Annotated in this window: 18 protein-coding genes; 10 read left to right on the top strand and 8 right to left on the bottom strand. The window is 71.8% G+C overall.

What is annotated here, in order from left to right; all coding sequences use genetic code 11:
• Positions 1–287 precede the first annotated feature (287 nt).
• The 5 genes from BKA22_RS13665 (at position 288) to BKA22_RS13690 (ending at position 12,426) form a co-directional block, all read left to right on the top strand.
• The gene (locus tag BKA22_RS13665) at positions 288–3,017 is read left to right on the top strand and encodes a LamG-like jellyroll fold domain-containing protein (RefSeq protein ID WP_146954773.1); all 2,730 of its coding nucleotides are present in this window, start codon (positions 288–290) and stop codon (positions 3,015–3,017) included.
• 194 nt (positions 3,018–3,211) lie between these two features.
• Positions 3,212–9,337: an RHS repeat domain-containing protein gene (locus BKA22_RS20390; protein ID WP_179561784.1), complete on the top strand. Its 6,126-nt coding sequence runs from the start codon at positions 3,212–3,214 to the stop codon at positions 9,335–9,337.
• Positions 9,338–9,733 carry a hypothetical protein gene (locus BKA22_RS13675; protein WP_188334911.1) on the top strand — a complete coding sequence of 132 codons (396 nt, stop codon included), beginning with the start codon at positions 9,338–9,340 and terminating at the stop codon, positions 9,731–9,733.
• Between the two features lie 642 nt (positions 9,734–10,375).
• The gene (locus BKA22_RS13685) at positions 10,376–10,762 is read left to right on the top strand and encodes an ArsR/SmtB family transcription factor (RefSeq protein WP_223203586.1); all 387 of its coding nucleotides are present in this window, start codon (positions 10,376–10,378) and stop codon (positions 10,760–10,762) included.
• Positions 10,763–10,770: 8 nt separating this feature from the next.
• Entirely contained in the window at positions 10,771–12,426 is a 1,656-nt protein-coding gene (locus BKA22_RS13690; RefSeq protein WP_146953124.1) for a SulP family inorganic anion transporter, read from the top strand.
• Between the two features lie 16 nt (positions 12,427–12,442).
• Here the strand turns inward: BKA22_RS13690 and BKA22_RS13695 are convergent, their stop codons facing one another.
• Entirely contained in the window at positions 12,443–13,840 is a 1,398-nt protein-coding gene (locus BKA22_RS13695; protein ID WP_146953088.1) for an aminotransferase-like domain-containing protein, read from the bottom strand.
• An 82-nt stretch (positions 13,841–13,922) separates the two neighbouring features.
• Here BKA22_RS13695 and BKA22_RS13700 point away from each other — a divergent pair, with 82 nt between their 5' ends.
• Positions 13,923–14,777 carry a DMT family transporter gene (locus tag BKA22_RS13700; protein ID WP_179561786.1) on the top strand — a complete coding sequence of 285 codons (855 nt, stop codon included), beginning with the start codon at positions 13,923–13,925 and terminating at the stop codon, positions 14,775–14,777.
• Positions 14,778–14,795: 18 nt separating this feature from the next.
• Here the strand turns inward: BKA22_RS13700 and BKA22_RS13705 are convergent, their stop codons facing one another.
• A complete protein-coding gene (locus BKA22_RS13705) occupies positions 14,796–15,347 on the bottom strand; it encodes a TetR/AcrR family transcriptional regulator (RefSeq protein WP_146953086.1) in 552 nt (183 codons plus the stop codon).
• Positions 15,348–15,438: 91 nt separating this feature from the next.
• Between BKA22_RS13705 and BKA22_RS13710 the strand changes: the two genes are divergently transcribed.
• Positions 15,439–16,272, top strand: coding sequence for an alpha/beta fold hydrolase (locus BKA22_RS13710; RefSeq protein ID WP_146953085.1), 834 nt, complete (start codon positions 15,439–15,441; stop codon positions 16,270–16,272).
• Between the two features lie 90 nt (positions 16,273–16,362).
• On the opposite strand, the gene BKA22_RS13715 is transcribed toward BKA22_RS13710, so the two are convergent.
• The 5 genes from BKA22_RS13715 to BKA22_RS13735 form a co-directional block, all read right to left on the bottom strand.
• A complete protein-coding gene (locus BKA22_RS13715) occupies positions 16,363–17,286 on the bottom strand; it encodes a hypothetical protein (protein ID WP_146953084.1) in 924 nt (307 codons plus the stop codon).
• Positions 17,287–17,306: 20 nt separating this feature from the next.
• Positions 17,307–17,672, bottom strand: coding sequence for a VOC family protein (locus BKA22_RS13720; protein WP_146953083.1), 366 nt, complete (start codon positions 17,670–17,672; stop codon positions 17,307–17,309).
• Positions 17,673–17,734: 62 nt separating this feature from the next.
• Complete coding sequence (locus BKA22_RS13725; RefSeq protein WP_146953082.1) at positions 17,735–17,926, bottom strand: hypothetical protein; 192 nt, start codon at positions 17,924–17,926, stop codon at positions 17,735–17,737.
• Between the two features lie 125 nt (positions 17,927–18,051).
• Positions 18,052–18,552 (bottom strand): glutathione peroxidase, encoded by a 501-nt coding sequence (locus BKA22_RS13730; protein ID WP_146953081.1) that lies wholly within the window; start codon positions 18,550–18,552, stop codon positions 18,052–18,054.
• Between the two features lie 113 nt (positions 18,553–18,665).
• Entirely contained in the window at positions 18,666–20,015 is a 1,350-nt protein-coding gene (locus tag BKA22_RS13735; protein ID WP_146953080.1) for a glucose-6-phosphate dehydrogenase, read from the bottom strand.
• Between the two features lie 184 nt (positions 20,016–20,199).
• Between BKA22_RS13735 and BKA22_RS13740 the strand changes: the two genes are divergently transcribed.
• From BKA22_RS13740 to BKA22_RS13750, 3 genes are all read left to right on the top strand, one after another.
• Entirely contained in the window at positions 20,200–22,041 is a 1,842-nt protein-coding gene (locus BKA22_RS13740) for a glycoside hydrolase family 15 protein (protein WP_146953079.1), read from the top strand.
• Between the two features lie 116 nt (positions 22,042–22,157).
• The gene (locus BKA22_RS13745) at positions 22,158–22,613 is read left to right on the top strand and encodes a DUF7144 family membrane protein (RefSeq protein WP_146953078.1); all 456 of its coding nucleotides are present in this window, start codon (positions 22,158–22,160) and stop codon (positions 22,611–22,613) included.
• A 122-nt stretch (positions 22,614–22,735) separates the two neighbouring features.
• Complete coding sequence (locus tag BKA22_RS13750) at positions 22,736–25,582, top strand: winged helix-turn-helix domain-containing protein (protein WP_146953077.1); 2,847 nt, start codon at positions 22,736–22,738, stop codon at positions 25,580–25,582.
• On the opposite strand, the gene BKA22_RS13755 is transcribed toward BKA22_RS13750, so the two are convergent.
• Positions 25,562–26,479, bottom strand: a complete 918-nt coding sequence (locus BKA22_RS13755; RefSeq protein ID WP_146953076.1) for a 3-methyladenine DNA glycosylase — start codon at positions 26,477–26,479, stop codon at positions 25,562–25,564. The two genes, BKA22_RS13750 and BKA22_RS13755, sit on opposite strands and share 21 nt — an antisense overlap.

Raw genomic sequence — 26,479 nt, forward strand, 5'->3', positions numbered from 1 at the left:
GACAAGCGTCACACAGGTGAGTCTCAGTTGCTCGGAAAACGGCGTCCTGCCTGCACGGACACGCAGTACGTTCCTGCGACAGGACGAGGTTGTCCGCGAGCGACGGGGGAGACATGGCTCTGCACGAGGCGGTTGGGATGCGACGGGGGCTGCGCTCCTTCGTGCTGGTCGCGGTGGGCGCCCTGAGTGTGGTGAGCGCTGTATGCCCGCCGCCTGCTGCCGCTGCCGACGACGTGTCTGCGCCGTCGTCGGCGTGCCGAGAGTCGACCGCGCTCGAAGCGGAGGCCGTGGATCTCGCGGCAGCGTGCGGGGCCGATGTCGAGGTCACCTCATCGCGAACCGAGTGGGACACGCTGTACGCGCAGCCGGACGGAACGATGCGTTGGGACGCCTCGGCCACTGCGGTCCGGACGTTGCTCGACGACCAATGGGCCCCCGTGGACAACACGCTCGTCGCCTCGGGCAGCGGTTTCGAGGTCGCGGCCCCCGTGACGGCGATGACCTTCAGTGACGGCGCCCCGGGCATCCCTCTCGTGAGCCTGCAGCGTGACGGTCATTCCATGACCTTCGACGTGTCGCTCGACCTGCCCGCGCCGACGGTGGACGGACCTCGGCTGACCTACACGGACGTGCTGCCGGGCGTGGATCTCCTCGTGACCGTGAACGCCGATGCGACGGGGTTCTCCGAGGTTCTGCGGGTGGAGGACGCGCACGCAGCGGCCGACCCGCGCCTCGCCGAGCTGACCTTCCCGGTCACGACGACCTCAGACCTGGATCTCGAGGGTGCCGGAGGAGGGTTCGTCGCGCTGGACGGGGCCGGCGAGAGGGTGTTCTCGAGCCCGACCCCCGCGATGTGGGACTCGACGCAGGCGACCACCCGGACCGCGCAACCGCTCGCCCTGCTGGGGCTCGGACGTGTCGGTGCTCAGCTCGCCACGGTGGGCCCCACACCGGTGGCCGCAGAGGCGCCGGCCGCGGGTGGTGACCGCGCGGTGGCACCGATCGGTGGGGAGAACGTCGCCTGGATGCCCGCGAAGGTGTCCACCGACGCGGTCACCATCACGCCAGACGCGCAGCTGCTCGCCGATCCCGAGACGACGTGGCCGGTCTACATCGATCCCTCCATCAGCGGCTCACGCAACATGTGGACCGCCGTGCGCGACGTGTTTGGGCAGGACTACGGGTTCGACCCGGACCAAGGAGTCGGCCTGTGCAGCCGTGCGACGACGACCTCATGCTCGGCCACGTTCAAGAGCAGGTTGCTGTGGACGTTCACGGGTCTGGGCGAGATCGGCGCACTGACCTCGAACCAGATTGTCTCGGCGACGTTCGCTGCTGTCGGCACGAACGCCTACGACTGCACCCCGCGCCCCGTCACGCTCTACAGAGTCGGCGACTTCAACTCCTCGACACCGTGGCCCGGTGGCACGCTCTGGGAGGCGATGAGCACGGTGACGTTCGTGGCCAAGTCTTCCTGCGCGGGCCAGCCGGTGCGATGGATCGAGTTCGACGCGACCGCGCAGGCAAGGGCGATCGCGGACGCGAACACCGCGCAGGGCTCCTTGGGCCTGGCGGTCGACGAGTCGAGCATGGCGTACTGGAAGCGGTTCCGGAACGACGCGACGTTCTCGATCACCTACAACCGTCCGCCGTCGACGCCGACTGGCCTGTCGTTGACGGTCGGGGCAGCGGTCAAGAGCTGCGGATCCTGGATCAACAGCAGGACGCCGACGTTGAGTGCCACGGTGGACGACCCGGACGGCGGCAACCTGCAGGCGTACTTCGATGTGTTCAGTACTTCGGGTGCCGTGTACACCCCGGGACTGACGACTGCGAAGGCAGCCGGCTCTGTCCACACTCAGGCTGTGCCTTCGGGCAGCCTGAGCGACGGTGACGGCTACCAGTTCCGCGTCGTCGCCCTGGACTCCGGTGGTCTCCTGGGCGGAGCCTCGTTCTGCCAGTTCGGGATCGACACCGTCGCACCCGTCGCTCCGGTGATCGCACCGGCGACGGCGACCAGCTATCCGGTCAAGTACGTCGAGGGCGCGTGGGCTGGCGGGCTCCACCAAGTCGGTGGCTTCGCCGTCTCCGCGGGCACGTCGACCGACGTCCTGTCCTACAAGTACTCCTTCAACAACACCGCATTGTCGAGCTCTGTCTCCGGTTCCGCAGCGACGCTGACCTTCAGCCCCGACCAAGTCGGCCCGCAGACCCTGCGCGTGCAGGCGGTCGACCGTGCCGGCAACGTCAGCCCGGTCAGCCTCTACACCTTCAACGTCGACTTCCCGGTCACGTCGGCGCAGTGGTCGTTGGACGAGGGCAGCGGCACGGTCGCGAGGAGTTCGGTGGCAGCTGACGGCAGCCCCCTGCTCAACCTGGCCGGCGCGACATCCTGGGTCGACGGACCGCTCGTCCCGTTCGGCGCGGTGGACGACAGGGCTCTGCACTTCGGCGCGCTCGCCGATCGGGCGGTCACGGCCGGCCCGGTCGTCTCGACCGCGGGGAGCTTCGCGGTGCTGGCCACGGTGCGGCTGGACTCGCTGCCGGCCGCCACGGCCACCGCCGTAGGCCAGGACGGTCGTGACTTCAGCGGGTTCGAGCTCGGATACCGCGCGGATGCGACCTGTGCGGGCGGAATGTCGTCCTGCTGGTACTTCTCGATGCGGACCGCGGACACGGCGGGAGGCGCCGTCCAGGTGGCTTCACCGGCCGCAACGGTCGCCGGGGAGTGGGTCAGCCTCGTGGCGATGCACGATGCAAGCACGGGGCTGGTGGAACTCTCTGTGTGCACCCCCTTCGGCGATCCGACTCCGTCAGCTCTTGTCACCGCGCCATATGCGTCGACCTGGCGGGCCTCGGGGCCCCTCCGCGTCGGTGGTGCACTGTCTGCAGGAGCACCCGTCGCAGCCTGGCCCGGCGACGTCGCTGACGTGCAGCTCTTGGCAGGCACGGTGGACGAGAGCGCCATTCGCCGTGCGTGCAGCCCGGCAGCGAGCGGCACGGCGGGCACGGAGTGAGGCGGACGACCGGGCCGAACGACGAGCGAGAGGTGCGCCTGATGACACGGACGTCATGGTGGATCCGGGGCGTCGCCATGGCGGCTGTCATGGCATCGGTGGCGGTCGGCGGGCCGGCGGTGGCTGGTGAGTCGGCTCCTGCCTTGCCGAGTGACGCTGAACGCCTAGCGCAGAGCCTGAAGTTCGCCCCCGAGGTGGAGCGGACGGAGGCGATCGGCTCCACCGAGATCGGGGACGAGTCCGGTGCGTCCGTCCAGCTCATCTCGGAGAAACCTGCCGAGGTGAGCTGGCCGGACGGGTCGGGCGTCCAGGTGGACATGACGCCGGTCGACGGGCTCGCCTGGTCCGAGGCCGCGGACGGGGTCGTCCTTGCGCGGCCCTCGGACCCGCTCGTCACGCAGGACGGCCTGCTCCCTGCAGCGGGCGAGCGGGCGCCATCGGATGTGGACCTCGCAGTCCTCGACCAGAAGGCCGCCAGAGCCGCTGGCGTCGCCGGAGTCGTGCTGCAGGTCGGGGAGCCTTCGACGGACGCCGAGGCTCGGTCGGCGGACCCCACGACATCCGGTGCCGGCGGGGTCGAGCTGGCGCTCGACTACTCCGGATTCGCTGGCGCCTACGGCGGTGACTGGGCTTCGCGGCTCCACCTGGTCACCTTGCCGGACTGCGCGCTGACCACGCCGGAGAAGGCAGCATGCCGCGAGCAGATTCCCGTCGCGTCGTCGAACGACGTCGAGTCGAGCACGGTCACCGCGACCGTGGCGGCGGCCTCGTTCGGCGTGCTGGCGGTGACCGCGGCTGCCTCGGGTTCGACGGGCAACTGGTCAGCGACGCCGTTGTCTCCCTCGGCGGCGTGGCAGGTCTCGGCTCAGACCGGTGACTTCACGTGGTCATACCCCTTCCGGGTGCCACCCGTGGCGGCAGGGCCGAGCCCTGACCTGTCGGTGTCGTACTCCGCCGGTTCGTTGGATGGCAGGGTCGCCTCCACCAACAACCAGACGTCGTGGATCGGTGACGGCTGGGACATGACTGCCGGGTACGTCGAACGCAGCTACGTTCCGTGCTCGCAGGACATGGCCGGCGGCAACAACGCAAGCCGGGCGACGGGTGACCTGTGCTGGTCGACCGACAACGCGACGCTCGTGCTCGGCGGGGCATCCGGCGAACTGGTCAAGGACGCCGCGACCGGGGCCTGGCACGTGAAGTCCGATGACGGGACCAAGATCGAGCACCTCACCGGGGGTTGGAACACCGACAACGACGGGGAGTTCTGGAAGGTCACGACGCTCGACGGTACCCAGTACTTCTTCGGCCGGGGTCGGCGCTCCGCGACCGACACGACAGCGCTCAACTCGGCCTGGACCGTCCCGGTGTTCGGCAACCAGGCAGGCGAGCCCTGCTATAGCGCCTCCTTCGCCTCCGCTTACTGCACGCAGGCCTGGCGGTGGAACCTGGAGTACGTCGTCGACACGTCGGGCAACTCGCTGACGTACTTCTACGACACCGAGACGAACTCTTACGGACGCAACCTGAACCAGGCAGTGTCCAACTACGTGCGCGGCGGCTACCTGACGCGCGTCGAGTACGGGCAGCGCGTGGGTTCCGAGACGGCTTCGAGCGCGCCTGACCGGGTCGAGTTCACCGTGGCTGAGCGGTGCCTGCCGTCGGGGTCGGTCACCTGTGATCCTGCTCAGCTCACCGCGGCAAGTGCCGCCTCGTGGCCCGACGTGCCCTTCGACCTGATCTGCACCTCGACGACGTCGTGCCCAGCCCAGACTTCGCCATCCTTCTTCACGCGCAAGCGGCTGACGACCGTGACCACCAAGGTACTGTCGGGCACGGCCTACCAGAGCGTGGACTCCTGGACGCTGGCGCACACCTTCCCGGATCCCGGTGACTCGACGAACGCGGCATTGTGGCTGTCGTCCATCAGCCACTCGGGTCTCGTGGGTGCGGCGATCGCGCTGCCGAAGGTCGAGTTCAGCGGTGTCCAGATGGCCAACCGGGTGGACCTGACCGGTGATGCCGGTCCGCCGATGAACCGATTCCGGGTCAACGCTGTCCACACTGAGTCCGGTGCGACGATCTCCGTCAACTACACCCCGCAGGACTGCACCCCCGGCTCGCTGCCGCCGTCGCCCGATTCCAACACGCGCCGCTGCTTCCCGGTGACCTGGGTCCCGGAAGGCACTGGGGGTCCGATCACGGAGTACTTCCACAAGTACCTGGTCGACTCGGTGGTGGCAGACGCCGGCGACTCCGTCTCAGAGGCCACTGAGACGCATTACTCCTACGTCGGCGACCCGGCGTGGCACTACGACGACAACCCAGTGGTGCCGGCCTCGTACCGGACTTGGTCCCAGTTCCGGGGCTACGACACGGTCGACGTGATCACCGGAGCGCCCAGCGCGCCCCAACGGTCCCAGGTGCGGTACCGCTACTTCCGCGGTATGGACGGGGACCACCTGGCCTCCGGGGAGGGTCGTAGCGTCACCGTCGACGGCCTCGCCGACCAGGAGCGGCTCAACGGATTCGTCCGTGAGCAGGTCACCTACGACGGTGTCGGCGGCGCGGTGGTGTCGTCGCAGGTCAGTACGCCATGGATCTCGGCTGCGACTGCGACTGCTGCGAACGGGACGACAGCCTCACTGCTGGCCGTCGGCGCGAGCGAGCAGCGGACCGCCGCCTCGCAGCTTCCCGGGGGGCTGCGCGTGACGCGCACGCTGACGACTTACGACGCCGTGTACGGGCTGCCGACCCAGGTCGACGACCAGGGCGACACCTCGACCGCGACCGACGACCGGTGCACTCGCCTGGAGTATGCACGCAGCACGACCGCGTTCATCGTCTCGACTGTGATGCGCACCGAGACGGTCGCTGTCGGGTGCGGGATGACCCCGGCGCGGCCCGGCGACGTGGTGTCGGACCAGCGCATCCTCTACGACGGCGGAGCTTACGGCGCAGCGCCCACACGCGGCCTGGCGACCACGACGCAGGTCGCGTCCGGGTTCGCCGGTGCGACGCCGACGTACCTGACGCAGTCCTCGAGCACCTACGACGCACTGGGCCGAGTCCTCACTGTGGCTGACGCCCTCGGACGGACCACGACGACGGCGTACACCCCGGCTGCGAGCGGTCCGCTGACCAAGACCGTCGTGACATCACCGGACCCTGACGGCACCGGTCCGGCGACCGCGCTGGCGACCACGACCGTCGTGAACCCGGCATGGGGTGCGTCCACGTCGGAGACGGACGCGAACGGCAAGATCACGACGGTGATGTACGACGCTCTGGGTCGGCGCACCGCAGTCTGGCTGCCTGGGCGCGCTCAGGCCACGCAGAGCGCGAGTGCGACCTACGAGTACACGGTGTCCTCGACCGCGCCGGATGCGATCACGACGAAGACCCTGGGCGCTCTGGAGACGTACCAGACGACCGTCGAACTGTTCGACGGTCTGGAGCGCTCGCGGCAGACGCAGTCTCCCTCGCTCGCGCGAGACACGGCAGGTCGCGTTGTGACGGACACCGTCTACGACAGTCGTGGACTTGTGGTGCTCACCAACGGTTCGTGGTTCACCTCGGGCGACCCTTCGTCGACGATGGTCGCTCCGACCGAGGCCGTGCCCTCGAGAGCCCGGTACGTCTACGACGGTGCCGGACGCCAGGTGGCGCAGATCGCCGATGTCGCCGATGCGGAGCAGTGGCGGACGACGACGAGCTACGACGGTGACCGGGTCTCGACCGACCCGCCCACCGGCGGCGTCGCCCAGACGACGATCACCGACGCGCGCGGCCGGACGACCGAGCTGCGGCAGTACACGGGTGGCGCGCCGACCGGCACGTACCAGGCCACGACCTACGGCTACGACAAGGCCGGCAACTTGACGAACGTCAAGGACGCGGCCGGCAACGCGTGGACGTACACCTACGACCTGCTCGGTCGGCAGACGGCATCCTCAGACCCTGACAAGGGCACGACGTCGAGCACGTACGACAACGGCGGCCAGGTCGTCACCACGACGGATGCGCGCAGTACGACGCTCGCGTACACGTACGACGCGTTGGGGCGCAAGACGACCGAGCGGTCCGGCTCGGTCACCGGGACGGTGCTGGCGCGCTGGACGTACGACACGCTGGCCAAGGGGCAGCTGACGTCGTCCACGCGGTACCAGGGCTCGGACGCCTACGTCACGGCGGTGACCGGGTACGACGCGGGCTACCGCCCGCTGGGGCAGTCGGTCACGATCCCGGCGTCGGAAGGCGCGCTCGCGGCGACGTACACCACGTCGTACACCTACACGGTCGACGGGCAGGTCAAGACGACCAAGCTCCCCGCGGCGGGCAGCCTCATCTCGGAGACGGTGACGACCTCCTATGACGCCGCCAACATGCCGCAGTGGGTGACGGGCGGTGGCGGCTGGGGCATGTACGTCGCCGGCTCCACGTACTCCTCGTACGGCCAGCTGTTGCAGATGGACCTGGGCAACACGACGGCGGACTACGTCAACTACGACTACGAGCAGGGCACGCAGCGGTTGGCGCGCACATGGTTGGTGCGTCGGGGGGTGACGGGCAACGACCTGGACATCTCCTACACCTACGATGCCGCGGGCAACCCGACGTCGGCGGCGAACTCGCCGACGGACGAGCCGGTTGACGCCCAGTGCTACGGGTATGACGGTCTGGACCGGTTGGCGTCGGCGTGGACGCCGGCGAACGGGTCGTGCGTGGGCCCGGTGACGGTGGCGAGCCTGGGTGGCCCGGCGCCGTACTGGTCGCAGTACTCCTTCGACGCGGCGGGGAACCGGGTCGGTGAGGTCTCGCATGCGGTGGCGGGTGACACGACGAGTACGTACACCTACCCGGTGGCGGGTGCGGCGCGGCCGCATGCGGTGACGTCGGTCGCGAGTAGTGGTCCGGCGGGTTCGAGCGAGTCGTCGTACGGTTATGACGCGGTGGGGAACACGACGTCGCGGGCGGTGGCTGGGGAGCAGTCGCAGTCGTTGTCGTGGGATGCGCAGGGTCGTCTGGCGTCGGTGACGGCGGACGGTGAGACGGCGTCGTATGTGTATGCGGCGGATGGGTCGCGGTTGGTGCGTCGTCAGGGTGGGACGAGCACGGTGTATCTGCCCGGTGGGCAGGAGGTGACGCTGTCGGCGGCGTCGGGGACGGTCTCGGCGGTGCGGTACTACTCGTTCGCGGGTCAGACGGTGGCGGTGCGCACGGGTATGGCGGGTTCGAGTGTGTCGAGCCTGGTCAATGACCCGCATGGGAGTGCTCAGCTGCAGATCGCGAACGGGTCGGGGGTGTTGAGCGAGCAGCGTCTGGATCCGTTCGGTGTGGTTCGTGGGTCGGCCTCGTCGTGGACGGGTGATCACGGGTTCTTGGGTAAGCCGGTCGATGGGTCGGGTCTGAGTGCGGTGGGGGCGCGCTACTACGAGGCGTCGGTGGGCAGGTTCGTCTCGGTGGACCCGGTGATGGATCTGTCCAACCCTCAGCAGTGGGCGGCGTACTCCTACGCGAACAACAACCCCGTCACCTACTGCGACCCGACGGGGCTGCTGGCACCCGTCGGCGACTGGGGTAAGGGCCCCTCCCGGTACACACCGGCACGGGCGAACACCCCCGCGGCCCCGACCACGACGGTGCATCCACCGGTTCATCACGACTCGTTCAGCACGCGCCTGAAGAACTCCCTGCAGGGCGCGTACGTCGGGGCCGTCAACGGTGGCGCTTCCGTCGTGAACGCGATGGCGCAGCACCCTGAGGACTTGGTGATGTGGGGGCTCGGGGCAGCGACTATGTGTTGGGGCGCCGGCATGGAGGTCGGCGGCGTGGCCCTCGATGCGACCGGAGTCGGCGCAGCGGTCGGGATTCCCATCAACATCCTCGGTGTCGGTGTCATCTCGATCGGCGCCGGCATGGCTGCGAGCGGTACCCTCGACCTGCTCGCCCACGCTAACGGCGATAGTCGCGTCGAAGTCATGACCCGCGACAGCGAGGCCTCAAGTGGCAGCGGAGAGGGCGGCCGAGATCTTCCAGGGGTCGGAGACTCTCCGACGAAGGTCGTGAACTCCAACATGGGACACATCGATCTCGAACGTGCAGCACGTGCCGGATTCGAGGACGTCCGCAGCGCGCAAGTAGCCGTGAGGAAACTTGGTAGATCGATCGAGACGAATGGCTTCCCGGAGGGTACGATTGCAGATTCGGCGCATGCAGATCGCGTCCTTGCGCCGATGGGGGAGAACGGGTATGCGGTCTACCAAATCAAGCCCAACGGTAATGCAGTGTTCAAGACGATTCTCACGGCTAGAGGGTGAATGGGGGATGTGGTGACTGAACTATCTGGCGAGGAGGAGCCGCGGGAGCAGCCCTTCTGGAGAATAGACAACTCGCATGATTCGCAAGCCGTGACACGGGTGCTCAGGCAGCGATTTCCAGACGCCTTCGAAGCACTTGATGAATGCCTGGATGAGGCCGATCCGCTGGACATTGTGTACCCAGGAAACCCGCACGAGTATAGCGACGTCGTGCTTGAGGTGCTGGTGCTTCTAGCTCAAGAGAACGCCGATCTCTCTCATATCGGCAGACAGCGTCTAGATGGCGTGCTAAGGCAGGGCTTGGCGAGGCGCTTCGGAGAGGATCCGATTGAGGCACGCGTGGAACTCGCCGTCGATTTGATCCTCCTGCGCGCAACGATGACTCATCAGAGTTGAGGGCGCCACTGGCGGCGCGTGTGAACAATTCTGGTCGCCGCCAAAGGCGAATGCCAGAAAGTGATCGAGGCGCCTGTCGCGGGTGTCGGGCTGCCCTCGAACATCCACAGGGATGGGCCGTGCGGCCACGGTTGTTGACGTGAAGGACCCCGCAACGCCTTGGGTCCGCCAAAAGGCAGTGAACACCTTCCAGACGTTCTCAATGCGCAGGGCCGTCTGGCGTCGGTGACTCAGGACGGTGAGACAGCGTCACCTCCTGCCCACCGGGCAGATACACCGTGCTCGTCCCACCCTGACGACGCACCAACCGCGACCCATCCGCCGCATACACATACGACGCCGTCTCACCGTCCGCCGTCACCGACGCCAGACGACCCTGCGCATCCCACGACAACGACTGCGACTGCTCCCCAGCCACCGCCCGCGACGTCGTGTTCCCCACCGCGTCATACCCGTACGACGACTCGCTCGAACCCGCCGGACCACTACTCGCGACCGACGTCACCGCATGCGGCCGCGCCGCACCCGCCACCGGGTAGGTGAGGGCGGATTCGCGTCGCGCCCAGATCTGGACGGCAGGTCGGACGTCCCATGTCTGCTCTTGATGGATTGATAAACTCCTCAATCCAGAAGGAGGTCACCGTGCCCACCGCCCCGCCCACGGCCGCCGCGACCGCTCCGCTGTACGCGATCAAGGCCGAGTTGTTCAAGTCCCTCGCGCACCCCACGCGCATCCGTGCCCTCGAGGTCCTGGCCGCCGCGCCCGACCTCGCGGCGCCCGTGACCGACCTGCTGACCGCGACCGGGGCCGAGGCCTCGCAGCTCTCTCAGCACCTGGCGGTGCTGAAGAAGGCCGGTGTGGTCACGTCCTCGCGGTCCGGGAACGCGGTCGAGTACCGGCTCAGCCAGCCTTTGGTCGCCCAGCTGCTCGTGGTGGCGCGGGCGTTCCTGCAGTCGACGCTCGCCGACTCCAGCGACCGGCTGGCCGCCACGCACGACCTGCCGCCGCTGCCCGGGGAGGAACGGTGACCGGGTCGATGTGGCGTCGGGTGACGTTGCGAGGGCTGCTGCCGCGGCGGGACGACTTCGAGCTGCGGCCGGCCGTCATGCGCTCGGACCTGCTCGCCGGGGTCACGGTCGGGGTCGTCGCGCTGCCGCTCGCGCTCGCGTTCGGGGTCAGCTCGGGTGTCGGGCCGGCCGCGGGGCTCGTCACGGCGGTCGTCGCGGGCATCATGGCGGCGCTGTTCGGCGGGTCGCGCGTGCAGGTGTCGGGGCCGACGGGGGCGATGGCCGTGGTGCTCGCGCCGATCGTCGCCGAGCACGGGGTCAAGGCCGTGCCGGTCGTCGCGCTCATGGGCGGGGCGATCGTGCTGCTCGCGGGCGTCGCGCGGCTGGGGCGCGTCGTCACGTACATCCCGTGGCCGGTCGTCGAGGGGTTCACCCTCGGCATCGCCACGATCATCTTCCTGCAGCAGGTGCCCGCGGCCGTCGGCGTCACCGAGCCGGTCGGCGGGAACCCGCTGGTCACGGCGCTGACCTCGCTCGCCGACGCCGGGTCGACGGCGCTGTGGACCCTGGGCATCGTCGCGGTGGTCGTGCTCATCATGCTGGCGTTCGCGCGCTGGGCGCCGCAGGTGCCCGGCTCGCTCGTCGCCGTCGCGGTCGTCACGATCGGCGCGGAGCTGCTGGGCGCACCGGTGGCTCGCATCGGCGAGCTGCCCGCGTCGCTGCCCGCTCCCGGGCTGCCGGGTCTGAGTCTCGGGCTGCTGCGCGAGCTGGCCAGCCCGGCCGTGGCGGTCGCGGCGCTGGCGGCCATCGAGTCGCTGCTGTCGGCCCGCGTGGCCGCGTCCATGCCCGGTGTGCCCGACGACGCCCGCCGGTACGACCCGGACCGTGAGCTGGTCGGGCAGGGACTGGCCTCGCTCGCGGCGGGGGCGTTCGGCGGCATGCCGGCGACCGGCGCGATCGCGCGCACCGCGGTCAACGTCCGTGCGGGTGCCCGCACGCGACTGGCGGCCGTGGTGCACGCGGTGGTCATCCTCGCGGTGATCTACCTGGCCACCGGCCCGGTCTCGACGATCCCGCTGGCCGCCCTCGCCGGGGTCCTCATGGTCACCGCGACCAAGATGGTCTCGCTGGCGACGGTGCGGTCCGTGGTGCGCTCGACCAAGGCCGACGCGCTCGTGTTCGCCGTGACGGCGGTCATCACCCTCGCGGTGGACCTCATCGAGGCCGTGCAGGTCGGGCTGGTCGTCGCGGCATTCTTCGCGCTGCGCTCGGTGTCCCGGGCGGCCAGCGTGCACCGTCAGCCGCTGCCCGGACCGGCGCACGAGGGCGACGAGCACATCGCGCTCTACCGGCTCGACGGGGCGATGTTCTTCGGCGCCTCCGACCGGATCCAGGCGTTGATCGCGCGCAACCGGGATGCGTGGGTGGTCGTGCTGCGGCTCTCGCACCTGCGGTTCGTCGACGCGACCGGGGCGCACGCGCTCGGCGAGCTGGTCGCCGACCTGGAGCGTGCGGGGATCGTCGTGCTGGTCAAGGGCGTGCAGCCCGCGCACCTGGCGCTGCTGACGAGCGTGGGCGTGCTCGACGAGCTGCGGCACGAGTCGCACGTGTTCGACGAGCTCGAACCGGCGTTGGAGCACGCGCGTTCGCACGTGCTGCAGCGGGCGATGACCGCGGCCGCCTGACCCGCGTGACGGCGGGTCAGCGGGTCCCAGGCAGGTCGGGTAGCAGACCGGCGAGCACCTCGACGCCGTGCGCAGCCTCGGCCGGGGTCGCCGCGGAGTAGCTGATCCGCAGGTAGGGGCCGACTGGCTCGGTGACCCACCACGGCGAGCCTGCCGACACGTCGACACCTGCGCCGGCCGCTGCGGCGGCAAGCGCGACGTCGTCGGTGCCGTCGGGCAGCCGCACCCACAGGTGCAGGCCCTGGTCGGGCACGAGCGCGAGCGACTCGGCGCCCAGGTGCCGAACGACCGCGGCGGCCAGCGAGTCGCGCCGCTCGATCAGCGTCGTCCGCGCGGCGCGCACGTGCCGCCGCCAGCCGGGCCCGGTGACGACGTCGAGCGCGGCGTGCTGCAGCACCCCGGACACGTACAGGTCGGCGGCGGTGCGCCCGGCCGCGAGGCGCGCCACGACCGGCCCGCGACCGACCACGGCCGCCACCCGGAGCGCGGGCACGGTCGACTTGGTCAGCGAGCGCAGGTGCAGCACGGTGCCGTCGGGGTCGTCGGCGGCGAGCGTTCGGGGGGTGCCGGCGAGCACGAAGTCGTGCGCCCAGTCGTCCTCGACGAGGAAGCACCCGTGCCGACGGGCGACGGCCACGAGCTCGCGGTGCGTGCGGGCGGGCCAGCTGGTCCCCGTCGGGTTCGCGCCGTGCGGCTGGGCGTACACCACGCGGGCCCCGCTGGCCTGCAACGCCCGGTCGAGGTCGAGCGGGTCGGGTGCGCCGTCGGGTCCGCGGTGCACGGGCACGATCGTGAGCCCCGCCGCGTGCGCGGCGGCCAGGGCGCCGAGGTAGGTGGGGGACTCCATGACGACGGCGTCCCCGGGCCGGCACAGGCTGGTGAAGATCGTCGCGAGCGCTGCCTGCGTGCCCGCGCAGACCAGGACGTCGTCGGCCTGGGCGCCGGCCTCGGTGGCGAACCAGGCGCGCAGCTCGGGCAGGCCGGTCGGGTCGACGCGACCGAGCGCGGCGGGGCGGCGGGCCGCGCGGGCGAGCGCCTGGGAGACGAGGTGGTGCGGCTGCTGCTCAGGGGCCAGGTACCCGCTGGACAGCGCGATCGTGCCGGGTCGTGAGGGGTGAAGCAGGGCGCCGAGTGCCGTGGCCTGCACCGCCGCGGGTCCCATCGCCGTGAGCTGCCATGCGGTGTCACCGCCGGGCCCGGCGGTCTGGCGGCGGGCGAACGTGCCCTCGCCGGGTCGGGTCTCGACGAGTCCTTCGGCGGCGAGCAGGCGCAGCGCGGCGGCGACGGTGACCGGTCCGACGCCGTGCTCGGCGGCGAGCGTGCGGGAGGACGGCAGGCGTGCCCCGGCGGGTGCGGCGCGCACGACGGCTCGCAGCGTGTCCGCGAGGCGTCGTGCGCTGCTATCGTCGTTCATGAACCTAGACAATAGCGCTACTGTGGAACTGCCCGAAGTGCTACCGGTCGCCGGGACGGGGTCGCCCACCACTCGACGGTCGGTGGCGCCGCTGCTGTGGGGCTCGGTCGGCGTCCTGACGTTCTCGCTCACCCTGCCGCTGACCCGGGCCGCGCTCGTCGGCTTCGACCCGCTCGTCGTCGCGCTGGGACGCAGTGCGATCGCGGGGCTGCTCGCGCTGCCGCTCCTGCTGCTCACGCGTCAACCCAGGCCCACGCGCGCCCAGTGGCGGCACATCGCCGTCGTCGCCGCGTGCATCACCGTCGGATTCCCGCTGCTGAGCTCGTGGGCGCTCGCGCGCGTCCCGGCCAGCCACGGTGCGGTGTTCCTCGCACTGCTGCCGGTAGCCACCGCGATCCTGTCGCTGCGGCACACCCGCGAGCGCCCGGGCCGACTCTTCTGGGTCGCCGCGAGCGCGGGCGCCCTGGTCGTCATGGTCTACGCCGTGCTGGCGCGCGGGTTCGACGGCGTGCACGGGGCGGACCTGCTGCTCGTCGGCGCGATGCTCTGCGGTGCGCTGTCCTACGCCGAGGGGTCCGTCGTGACGCCGCACCTGGGCAGCTGGCAGGTCACGTGCTGGGCGCTGGCCCTCGCGTTGCCGGTGCTCGGCCCGATCGTGCTGGCCGACCTGCTCGTCACCGGGCCGCACGCGCCCGCCTCGGCGTGGGCGGCGCTGCTGTGGATGGCGTTCGTCGGGATGATCGGCGGCTTCGTCGCCTGGTACCACGCGCTGCGCACGGGCGGCGTGGCCCGGATCAGCCAGCTGCAGCTCGTCCAGCCGCTGCTGGCGATCGCGTGGTCGTCGGTGCTGCTCGGGGAGTCGGTGCCGGTCTCGCTCGTGGTGGCCGGCGTGCTGACGGTCGCGTGCGTGGCGGTGGCCCAGCGGGCACGCGCGTGAGGCCGCGTCGGGCCGGCTTCAGCAGGCGGCGATGAGCACCTGGGCCGCGCGCCTCGCGTGCACGGCCGCCTCGCCGTTCCCGGCGATGGCGGCCGTCGTCTGGGCTCCCTCGGCCAGCAGGGCGAGCTGGGCGGCGAGCTCGTCGGTGCACCCGGCCTCGGCGACGAGGTCGGCGACGAAGGCCTGGAACGACTCCTTGTGCCGCCGGGCCTGCTCGGCGACGGCGGGGGAGGTGGCGCCGATCTCGCCGAACGCGTTGATGAACCCGCAGCCGCGGAAGTTCTCGTCGGCGAACCAGTCGGCCAGGTAGTCGTAGATGGCCAGGAGTCGCTCGCGTGGGTCGCTGACCTGGGCGACCTTGTCGGCGACGCCGTGCGTCCACTGCTCGTGCCGGCGCTGCAGGACGGCGAGGACGATCTGCTCCTTCGAGGCGAACAGCGTGTAGAGGCGCTTGAGCGAGACGTCGGCGGCCGTGCGCAGCTCGTCCATGCCGACGGCCTGGATGCCCTTGCCGTAGTAGAGGCGGTCGGCGGCCTCGACGATGCGCTCGCGGATCTCGGTGTCACTCACGGGCCCAGTGTACTTGCGCCGAGAACGGACGTTCTCTAGGGTGAGATCCGACAGAGAACGACCGTTCTCGTCATCGGGGAAAGGACTCATCATGGCCTTCGTCACCGTCGGTACCGAGAACTCCACCGCCATCGAGCTCTACTACGAGGACCACGGCACCGGGCAGCCGGTCGTGCTCATCCACGGGTACCCGCTCGACGGCGACTCGTGGGAGAAGCAGACCGTCGCCCTGCTCGCCGCGGGCAAGCGCGTCATCACCTACGACCGCCGCGGGTTCGGCCGCTCCAGCCGACCCACCACCGGGTACGACTACGACACGTTCGCCGCCGACCTCGACACGCTGCTGACGCACCTCGACCTGCACGACGCGATCCTCGTCGGCTTCTCCATGGGCACCGGCGAGGTGGGCCGCTACCTGGGCACCTACGGCTCCGCGCGCGTGGCCAAGGCCGCGTTCCTCGGCTCGCTCGAACCGTTCCTGCTGCAGACCGACGACAACCCCGAGGGCGTCCCGCAGGACGTTTTCGACGGGCTCAAGGCCGCGGCCACCGCCGACCGGTACGCGTTCTTCACGCAGTTCTTCAACGACTTCTTCAACACCGACCAGTTCCTCGGCAACCGGCTCTCGCAGGAGGCGCTGCAGGCCTCGTGGGACACCGCCGCGGGCGCCTCGCCGTTCGCGTCCGTCGCGGCGCAGCCGACCTGGCTGACCGACTTCCGGGCCGACATCCCCACGATCGACGTCCCCACGCTGATCGTGCACGGCACCGGCGACCGGATCCTGCCGATCGACGTCACCGGACGCCGCTTCGCCCAGCTGCTGCCGTCAGCCACCTATGTCGAGATCGAGGGTGCACCCCACGGCCTGCTCTGGACGCACGGCGCCGAGGTCAACGAGGTGCTGCTGGCGTTCGTCGCGTCGTAGCTCTCACCGGCGCCCCGTGCGCCGGCAGGCGCGGGCGGCCCGTCCTCCGAGGCGAGGGCGGGCCGCCCGTGGCCCGCGAGGCGAGGCCCCTCACGCCCAGCCGCAGGCCTGCCCGATGTACTCGTGGATCTGCCCGCGGACCTGCGTGGTGACCGGCAGGTAGAACACGGGCACCGGCACCCCGTCGACGGTCGCGTGCACGCCGAGGAACGTGCCGCGCTTGTCCTCGGCCACCGCGTGCGCGTCGCAGCGTGCCGGTTCGAACGTGAGCACCGCCGTCCGCTCGTCCGCCGTACTGCCCGGGTCATCGGCCAGGTCAGTGGCCAGGTCAGTGGCCAGGTCGGACGGCGACCACGCAGGTCCGTCGGGCGGTGCGAGCAGGACGGACCCGTCGATCTGCTCGACCCGCACCGCGGGGCCTCCCTCGACCGGCAGCAGCCGCACCGTCAGCGCCGCCACCAGCCGACCGTCCGACTGCTGCACATCGAGCGCGTCGTCGACCGTCAGTCGGGCCCCGCGTGCCACCGACGCGGCGGCGCAGTCCTCACCGTGGATGCGCGCCAGGTGCCCGCGCGGGTCCTGCGGCTCGAGGGTCAGCCGAGACTCGCGCCCCTGCTCGTCACGCACCAGCAGCGTGACCGACGCGGCCGCCGCGGGTTCGGAAGCGGCTGCCGTCGCGCACACCGGAGCGCCCAGGGCCACCGATACGGCGCGCGTGGTGCCCGGGCGCACCGTCCGTCCCCGCTCGCCCACCGCCTGCCCCGAGAACGTCGGCGCGGTCAGCGTGACCCCGACCACCTCCACCGCGCTCGCGCCGTCGTCGGTGACGTCGACCTGCACTACCCGGTCGGCCCAGTCCGACCGGCTCTGCGAGAGGGCCACGGACAGCCCCTCCAGCACGGCGGCCGGCACGGGCGCAGCAGGGTGGGCGGCTCTCGGCGCGGCGGACGGCCCACCCGTGGACGTGCCCCCGCACGCCACGAGCAGCACCGCCGTCGCCGCAGCGGCGGCCACCAGCCGCGCGGTGCCCAGCCTCAGGCCTCGTCGAGGACGCAGAACTCGTTGCCCTCCACGTCCGCCAGCACCACGAACGTCGAGTCGTCCCCCTGGCCCACGTCCACGCGGCGCGCACCGAGGCCCTCGAGTCGCGCCACGTCGCCCGCCTGGTCGGAGGAGGAGAAGTCCAGGTGCACCCGATTCTTCGCGCTGCGCCGCTCGGGCACCGGCTGGAACACGATGCTCGGCGGACCGTAGAGGGTCTCGCCCTGCTGCGGGTGCAGGATCACCTCGCCGCGTGCTCCGTCCTCGCGCCCGCTCCACCCGAGGGCCCGAGCCCAGAAGTCCGCCACGGTGGCCGGGTCGGTGCTGTCCACCACGACTCCGCTGAAGGTCAGTGCCATGCGCGCCATGATGCCGCCCACCGACGCGGACGGCATCCGCCGCTGCCGGGTCCGTTGGGCGGTCAGCGCCCCTGCCGTCGGGCAACCGCCGTGTTCGCGACGAAGGCCGTCAGGCCCGTGACCCCTGCGACGACACCCGTCTGCACCACCGACCATCCCTCGGCGATCCCGTAGCCGACCAGGGAGCCGGTGGAGACCACCGCGAACAGCAGGCTCGTCCGGCGGGTGCGTGCTTCCTGATCGGGTGTGGCCACCCCGCAGTGTGGCATCACGGGCGGCTCGCCGGCGGTGGTCGTGGTCGGCCACGAGTGCGTCGGGTACCGCCGGGAGGAGGCAGCGGTCCGGCGCGCGCTGGCCTGACGGCCGGTGGTCCGCCTGCTCAGGACACGGTCGGGGTGCGATCCAGCATCGCTTCCAGTGCTCCGACCACCTCGGGGGCGTCGGGCCGCACGCGGGGCCTGAACCGGCGCACCCGACCGTCGGGCGAGACGAGGAACTTCTCGAAGTTCCAGGTGATGCGCCCGGCCTTGCCGTCGTCGTCCGGGAACCGCGTCAGCTCGCGGTACAGGGCGTGCGCGTGCCGCCCGTTGACGGGGGTCTTCTCCAGCATGGGGAACGTGGTGCCCCAGGTCGTCGAGCAGTACTCCTCGATCGCGTCCGCCGACCCGAGCTCCTGCAGGAACTGGTTGCTCGGGACGCCGACGACGGTGAAGCCACGAGGTCCGTACGTGCGGTGCAGGGCCTCGAGCTGCTCGTACTGCGGGGCGAGGCCGCACCGCGACGCGACGTTGACGACCAGGGTGAGCCGGTCGCCCACCAGGCCGCCGAACGTGGTCTCCTCCCCGTGCAGGGTGCGGACCGGGATGTCGTCGAACCTCATGGGACCCCCTCCGGCCTCGACCCGCCGCCGACGCTAGCCCGCCGGGGCGGACCTGGGGAAGAGGTGTGCGGCGGGGAGACGGGGACGGAGACGGTGACGGGGACAGGTGACGCTCACGCGACCGGGCCGGGCGGGGTGCCACCGGCGCGGTACTCCTGCAGCGGGACCGCCTGCGCCGACCAGGCCCGCACCACGGGGTCGACGATGCGCCAGGCCTCCTCCGCCTCGTCCCCACGGATGAAGAGCATCGGGTCGCCCTGCAGCATCTCCCGGACCAGGTTCGCGTAGGGCGACAGCGGCGGCGGGCTCGAGACCGTCTCGAGCCTGCGCGGCTCGGCGGTGCGGTCGGGGCCGTTGAGGGTCGTCGACAGGTGCACGTACGGCTCGGTGAGCCCGAGGCGCAGCACGTTCGGCTCGACGCCCGGCCACTGCTCGGTGAGGTAGCGCGGGACGGGACGGAAGTGCACGGCGATCTCCGCCGAGGAAGCCGCGAGGGCCTTGCCGGAACGGATCGTCACCGGCACGCCGGACCAGCGCGGGCTGTCGACCTCCAGGGTCAGCGCCGCGTACGTCTCGGTACGGAGAGCGGGATCCACACCGGGCTCGTCGACATACGAGGGCACGGCCCGGCTCCCGATCGTCCCCGCGGTGTAGCGCGCCCGGACGGTGCTCGCGCGGACGCGCGCGGGGTCGGGGGTGGCGACCGCCCGCAGCGCCTCGACCCGCATCGCACGGAACGAGTGCGCGTCCATGCGCGCCGGCTGCTCCATGAGGACCAGGGCCATGACCTCCATCAGATGGTTCTGCAGCATGTCCTTGAGGGCGCCGGCACGGTCGTAGTACGACGCGCGGCCCTCCAGCGTCAGGTCCTCCAACCAGCTGATGTCGATGCGCTCGACGTGCTCCGCGTGCCAGGCCGGCGAGAAGACCCGGTTGAGGAAGCGCAACGTCACGACCCTGCGCACCAGCTCGCTCGAGAGGAAGTGGTCGACCCGGAACACGGTCGGCGCAGGCAGGCGCAGGCGCAGCAGCTCGTTGAGCTCGCGTGCCGAGGCCAGGTCGGTGCCGAACGGCTTCTCGATCGCCACGGCGTCGGCGGCGCCCAGGCCGGCGGCGGCCAGCGCGGGCAGGACGTCGTGCAGCAGCGCCGGCGGCAGGGCGAGGTACACGAGCGTCGCCGCGTGGCCCTCTCCCAGGACGGCGGCGACGTCGGCGGCGCGGGTGACGTCCGCAGGCCGGAAGGTGAGCATCTGCAGCAGCTGGTCGTGGGCCTCTGCGGACGCCGTCGAGTGCGCCCGCAGCGCGGAGGCGACGTGCTCGCGGAACGTCTCGGTCGTCCAGTCGGTGTCGGCCGAGCCGACGATGCTCAGGCCCGGCGGGAGGGCTCCCGCGGCCACCAGCTGGGCGACGGCGGGCAGCAGCAGGCGTCGGGCGAGGTCGCCCGAGGCTCCGAACAGGACCATCCGTCGGATCACCGGACACCCCCTCCGCCACCGAGGACCGCACCCGGTGCGGGCGAGCCCCTGGGTGCATCACACGGCCGACGGTGCCCCGCGTCATCACCCGGGCGGGATGAGGCGCCCGCGTGAACCCGGCGATACCAACGGGGGAGCAGGGCCAGTCCCGACCACGAGAGGTCCGACCACCATGGACGACTACCCGCTGATCGCGGACCACGGGATGATCGGCGACCTGCAGACCGCGGCGCTCGTGGCCACCGACGGCTCCGTCGACTGGTTCTGCGCCCCCCGGTTCGACTCGCCGAGCGTGTTCGCGGCCCTGCTCGACCACGCGGAGGGCGGGCGCTTCCGCGTGCGCCCGACGATCCCCACCTTCACGGGCAAGCAGCTCTACCTGCCCGACACGGCCGTGCTGGTCACCCGGTTCATGACCGAGGCCGGCGTCGGCGAGGTCGTCGACTTCATGCCGGTCGCCGGGGCGGTCGCCACCGACCGCCATCGCATCGTGCGCCTGGTCAGGTGCGTGCGGGGTCAGATGACGTTCGCCCTCGACCTCGCGCCCCGCCTGGACTACGGGCGTGACGCGCACACCGTCGAGGTCACGGACGACGGTGTCGTCGTGCGCGGCAGCCGCTCGGCGATGGTCGTCCATCTCGTGCGTGAGCCGCAGGACGCGAGGCTGGCCCAGCTGCACGTCGACGAGCGCGGGGACCTGCACGCCGAGCTGACGCTCCGCGCGGGGCAGGTGCGCGGGGCCGTCCTGGAGACGGGGACCACCGGACCCGCCCGGCAGTACCGGGTGGCTGAGGTCGAGGAGCTCCTGGCGCAGACGACGAGCTTCTGGGAGCGGTGGCTCGCTCGCTCGACCTACGTCGGCCGCTGGCGCGAGCAGCTGCGACGGTCCGCGATCACGCTCAAGCTGATGACGTACGCGCCCAGCGGCGGGCTGGTCGCCGCACCGACCGCGTCGTTGCCCGAGCAGGTCGGCGGGGAGCGCAACTGGGACTACCGGTACACCTGGGTGCGCGACGCGTCGTTCTCCGTCTACGCCCTGCTCGGCCTCGGGCTCACGGACGAGGCCACCGCGCTGATGGGCTGGCTGCGCGACCGCGTGGACGAGAGCGCCGGGCGAGGCACGCCGCTGAAGATCATGTACCGCGTCGACGGCTCGAGCGACCTGGTGGAGGAGGAGCTGGCGCACTGGGAGGGGTACCGGGGCTCGCGTCCCGTCCGTATCGGCAACGGCGCCGCCGACCAGCTCCAGCTGGACATCTACGGCGAGGCGATGGACAGCATCTACTTCGCCGACCAGCGCGGACTGCACGTGGGTCACCGCGGCTGGCAGAAGATCGTCGAGATGCTGCAGTGGCTCGCCGACAGCTGGGACCAGCCCGACGAGGGCATCTGGGAGACCCGGGGCGGCCGTCAGGACTTCACCTACGCCCGGCTGATGAGCTGGGTGGCCTTCGACCGGGGCATCCGTCTGGCCACGACCCACGGCCGACCGGCTCCGCTGGCCCGTTGGCAGCACGAGCGCGACGCCGTCTACGACCAGATCATGTCCCGAGGGTGGAGCAGCCGGCGGGGTGCGTTCGTGCAGCACTACGGCACCGAGGTGCTCGACGCCTCCCTGCTGCGGATGTCGACCGTCGGCTTCGTCACCCCCAGCGACCCGATGTGGCTGTCCACGCTGGCGGCGATGGACCGCGAGCTCGTCACGGACAGCCTGGTGTACCGCTACGACCCCGCAGCCTCGCCCGACGGGCTGCGCGGGACCGAGGGCACGTTCTCGTTGTGCACGTTCGCGTACGTCGACTCCCTCGCCCGCGCCGGGCGTCTCGACCTCGCCAGGGTCGTCTTCGAGAAGATGCTGACGTATGCCAACCACGTCGGGCTCTACTCCGAGGAGATCGCCCTGACCGGCGAGCAGATCGGCAACTTCCCGCAGGCGTTCACGCACCTGGCGTTGATCGACGCGGCGATCACGCTCGACCGCCAGCTCGACGCCCGCAGCCGCACCTGGCCCTGATGCGAGCCGATCTGACCCGACCCGACCCGACGGCTCGTGTCATCCGCCCCGGATGAGGACGCCGCGACCCGGGCGCTGCGAGTCTGGTCGGGCCAGCCGTCCGACGGAGGAGCGACATGACCGAGAAGCACCGGGCGCCGGGCGCCGTCGTCGAGAACACGTCGTGGACGACCGAACCGGGACCGACCGCGTGGGTGGGCTGGATCGCGTTCGCCGGTGCCATGATGATCATGCTGGGCCTGTTCCACGCCATCCAGGGCCTGGTCGCGCTGTTCCGCGACGAGTACTTCCTCGTCGCCCCGAGCGGGCTGGCGATCAGCATCGACTACTCCCAGTGGGGCTGGATCCACCTGGTCCTCGGCATCGTGGTCGCAGGTGCCGGGCTCGCGCTGCTCGTCGGGCAGATGTGGGCGCGGGTCGTCGCCGTGCTGCTCGCGTTCCTCAGCGCCCTGGCGAGCGTCGCGTTCCTGGCGGCCTACCCCATCTGGTCGGTGCTGATGATCGCGGTCGCCATCCTGGTCATCTGGGCCGTCATGGTGCACGGGCGGGAGATGAGGCGGGTCGACGTCTGAGCGGACCCCGGCGCCCTGCCCGCGTCGGACCCACCCGATGGCCGACCGTGACCCTCGGGGATACCGTGGCGTGGCCGGGGTGAGTGACGCCCGGCCACGGTCGGGGGTCACCGGGGGGTGCCATGCGGCAGGTGGTCGAGCAGGCCGCGCCCGCAGCGCCCGGCACCGCAGCAGCGCGCCCCTCGCGTCCCCGTGACGCGTACCCGCCGTCCCGCTTCCAGGTCCCGACCGTCCCTGACGGCCTCGTGCGTCGCGAGCGGCTCCTGCACCGGGTGTCGTCCGGGGTGCAGGGACCGCTGACCCTCGTCAGCGCGGCGGCGGGCAGCGGCAAGACGAGCCTGCTGGCCTCGTGGGCCGCCGACCGCGCGATCCCCGGACCGCTGGTGTGGATGAGGCTCCAGGAGGGTGACGAGCACCCCGACGCCTTCTGGTCCTCGCTCGCGCGAGGTCTGACCGTCGGGGACGCCGCTCTCTCCGGGCTGCCGCTGCCCGACCTGCCGGGCCCAGCCGGTGCGACCGGTACGACCGCTCCGCCCGGGCCGGCCGACCGGGCCGTGCTCGACATGCTCGCCTGGTGGCTGACCGACGCGGGCGGGCGGACGGTCCTGGTGCTGGACGACGCGGAGTACCTGGCGGACCGCGCGCTCGGCGACGGCCTCGGGTACCTCCTGCGCCACAGCGGGGAACACCTTCACGTGGTGCTGCTCACCCGCACCGAGCCGTGCCTGCCTCTGCACCGGTACCGGCTCGACGGCGACGTCACCGAGATCCGTCAGGCCGACCTCGCTCTCACGGACCACGAGGCCGTCGCCCTCCTGGAGGCCGCACAGGTCGACCTGGCGCAGGTCGAGCTGACCGACCTGATGGAGCGCACGCACGGGTGGGTCGCGGGGGTGCGGTTCGCCGCACGGGAGCTCGCCGGGCGTCCGCGCGTCGGGTCGGGCCACGCCGGGCCGGGTGCGTCCACGAGCGAGTCCGGCGGAGTCGAGGCCGAGGTCGGGGTTGGCGTCCGCGACGACGAGCCGACGGACGGTGCTCTGACGGCCTACCTGCGGGCCGAGGTCCTCGACGCGCAGCCGGCCGAGCTGCGGGAGGCGATGCTGCGCTGCGGTGTCGTCGACGTCCTCGAGGCGGGACTGGTCGACGCACTCGTCGACGGGGCGCACGGGCAACAGGTGATCGACCGGCTGACCGCCTCGGGCGCGTTGCTGGACGCCGACCCGGACCGGCGAGGGAGCTTCCGGTTCCAGCCGCAGCTGCGTGACCTGCTCCGTGCACAGCTCTCGGAGGAGAGCCCGGAGACGGTCGCGACCGGTCATCGACGCGCCGCGCAGTGGTTCGCGGCACAGGGACGCTCGGGTGCCGCGATCAGCCACGCCGTGCGTGCCGGTGCCTGGGACCTTGCCGCTGCGGTCGCCGTGGACGGGCTCGACGCGGCGGCCGCGCTCGCCGGCCGCGTCGAGCCGCACCTGCGCGTGCTCCTGGACGGGCTGCCCGACGACGTGCGGGGCGCGGAATCCGCCCTGGTGCGGGCCACGGCGGCGCGGCTGGCGGACGACGGGGAGCTGGTGGCGCGCGAGCTGCGTCGGGCCCGCGCGGGTGTCCGGGTGCCGGAGGAGCGTCGGTTCGACGCGAGCCTGCTCACCCTCGCGCTGCTGGAGGCCGAGCAGGCGACGCGGGCAGGCGACGGGCACGGCGCGGCGGCAGCCCTCTCCACGGCCGAGCGGCGGCTCCGCCGCACCAGCGGGGGGACGCCGGGACACCGGTCGGCGGTAGGGCGCCTGCTGGCCGTGCAGCGGTGCGAGCTCGACCTGCTCCGGTGCGAGCTGGCCGACGTCGCGGTGGCCGCGGCCGATCTCGAGCGGGTGCCCCAGGGGCAGGCCACCGCGCTCCGACGCCGAGCCCGTGCGGCGGCAGCTCTGAGCTGGTCGCTGACCGGGCAGCTGCGCCGCGCCGCCGCCGCGGCCCGTCTGGCGCTCGACGCCCGCCCCGGCGACGACCGGTGGGCGAGCGTGCGTGCGCTCCTCGCGCTGGCCTGGGTCGCGACCGAGGAGTACGACCTCGACGGCGCCGGGACGCTCGCCGCCGAGGCGTCGCGCCTCGGCGCCGAGGGCGACGCGGTCTGCGCCGTCGTGCTCGCGCTGGTCCGCGGTCGCGTGGTCCACGCGCGCGGTGACGACTGCGCGGCGCAGCAGCACGTCCGCCTCGCACGCTCCGGACGTGGGAGCCGAACGCTCCCGGCGCCGTGGGAGGACCGACTCGTGGCAGCGCAGGCCAGATGGGGTGCGCCGGGGCGTCGCACGGGAGGACCGGCCGGAGAACCGCCCGTGGTGGCGGTCCTCACGCTCGACGCGCGGCTGGATCTCCTGGTGCGGCGGGCCGAACGGGCCGAGAGGGCGGGCGACCGGGACCGCGCGCGGCTGCTGCTCGACCGGGCGCTTCGGCTCGCCGAGCCGGAGCTGATCCGTCGCCCCTTCCTCGAGGCCCCCGCCACGGTGCGGCGGATGCTCCCGGTCCGGACCTCGGCGCCGACGGCCTGGCTCGCGGTCCCGGCCGGGCGCACCGACGCCGGGACCCGCGGGCACCCGGCCGACCTCGGCGGGCAGGGCGTGCGTCGTCCGGGGTCGCAGCACCTGCGTCGGGAGGCGCTGGGTCGCCCGGTCGCGGTGCGTACCGGGTCCTGGGGGCCGCCGTCAGGACGTCGACCTGCGCCGGAGCACCTGACGGCCAAGGAGCTCCAGGTGCTCGAGCACCTCGGCCGCCTCCTGACGACCGCCGAGATCGCCGACACGATGTACGTCTCGGTGAACACGGTGCGGACCCACGTCAGGAACATCCTGCGCAAGCTGGACGTCGCGCGCCGGCACGAGGCGGTGCGCCGGGCTTGGGAGCTGGGCCTGCTCGGGCCGCCCGGTCAGGCGGACGCAGGCCCGGCCCGCGGCCCGGGGTCAGGGGCTGAGGACCGGTGAGGTCGCGATGTCGTCGCAGGAGGCCAGCAGTCGCGCCCGGAGCGGGTTCGAGCGGGCGGCGTACTCGCGCTGCAGGCGCACGTACTCGGCCTTGCCGGTCGGGGTCTCGATCGCGATGGGCTCGAGCCCGTACGACGTCACGTCGTAGGGCGACGCCTGCATGTCGGTCCTACGGATCCGCCCCGCGAGCTCGAAGCAGTCGAGGAGCAGCGCGCCGGGAACCAGCGGGCCGAGCTTGAGCGCCCACTTGTAGAGGTCCATGGTGGCGTGCAGGCACCCCGGCTGCTCGTCGGCGACCTGCGTCTGCCGCGTGGGTTGCAGCGAGTTGCGTGCGACGGCCTCGGGGGTGAAGAACCGGAAGGCGTCGACGTGCGAGCAGCGGATCCGGTGCTGCTCGACGACCGCGTCGGTGCCAGCCGCACCCAGGCGCAGGGGGAGCGGGTGCCGGTGCTCGCCGTCGGGCTCGCGGTAGACCATGGCCCACTCGTGCAGCCCGAAGCACCCGGTGAAGGCCGGGCGGGCGGCGGTGGCGGTGAGCAGCGTGCGGACGAACCGGACGGTGTCGCCGCGCGCCGCGAGGTAGGAGTCGACGTCGAGGGTCACGGCACCGTCCGGTGCGGTGCGGTACCAGCGCCACCCGGCGTGCGGGGCCGGGCCGTCCGCCCCGGGCGCGAGCGCGGTCCCGGCTCCGGGGTGCCAGCGGCGCAGCTGGGCGGGCTTGGTCGGGTAGTACTCGTAGAGGAAGTCCTCGATCGCGTGCCGTTCGTGGCGCGAGCGGCGCTCGCGGTGACCGGCGGTCAGCGCGTCGGCCCGGGCGGCGTGCGCGGCGGCCCGGGCCTGCCAGGTCGCGGGGTCGAGCACGGCCGCGACCCCGGGTGTCGCGGCGGGGGAGGTCAT

This window comes from Cellulomonas soli, assembly GCF_013409305.1.
Taxonomy (GTDB): Bacteria; Actinomycetota; Actinomycetes; order Actinomycetales; family Cellulomonadaceae; genus Cellulomonas; species Cellulomonas soli.

Coding starts and splice junctions, on each gene's coding strand:
- BKA22_RS13675 (WP_188334911.1), top strand. CDS start 9,338: ATGGGGGATGTGGTGACTGAACTATCTGGCGAGGAGGAGCCGCGGGAG.
- BKA22_RS13690 (WP_146953124.1), top strand. CDS start 10,771: ATGTGGCGTCGGGTGACGTTGCGAGGGCTGCTGCCGCGGCGGGACGAC.
- BKA22_RS13695 (WP_146953088.1), bottom strand. CDS start 13,840: ATGAACGACGATAGCAGCGCACGACGCCTCGCGGACACGCTGCGAGCC.
- BKA22_RS13710 (WP_146953085.1), top strand. CDS start 15,439: ATGGCCTTCGTCACCGTCGGTACCGAGAACTCCACCGCCATCGAGCTC.
- BKA22_RS13720 (WP_146953083.1), bottom strand. CDS start 17,672: ATGGCACTGACCTTCAGCGGAGTCGTGGTGGACAGCACCGACCCGGCC.
- BKA22_RS13730 (WP_146953081.1), bottom strand. CDS start 18,552: ATGAGGTTCGACGACATCCCGGTCCGCACCCTGCACGGGGAGGAGACC.
- BKA22_RS13735 (WP_146953080.1), bottom strand. CDS start 20,015: ATGGTCCTGTTCGGAGCCTCGGGCGACCTCGCCCGACGCCTGCTGCTG.
- BKA22_RS13740 (WP_146953079.1), top strand. CDS start 20,200: ATGGACGACTACCCGCTGATCGCGGACCACGGGATGATCGGCGACCTG.
- BKA22_RS13745 (WP_146953078.1), top strand. CDS start 22,158: ATGACCGAGAAGCACCGGGCGCCGGGCGCCGTCGTCGAGAACACGTCG.
- BKA22_RS13750 (WP_146953077.1), top strand. CDS start 22,736: ATGCGGCAGGTGGTCGAGCAGGCCGCGCCCGCAGCGCCCGGCACCGCA.
- BKA22_RS13755 (WP_146953076.1), bottom strand. CDS start 26,479: ATGACCTCCCCCGCCGCGACACCCGGGGTCGCGGCCGTGCTCGACCCC.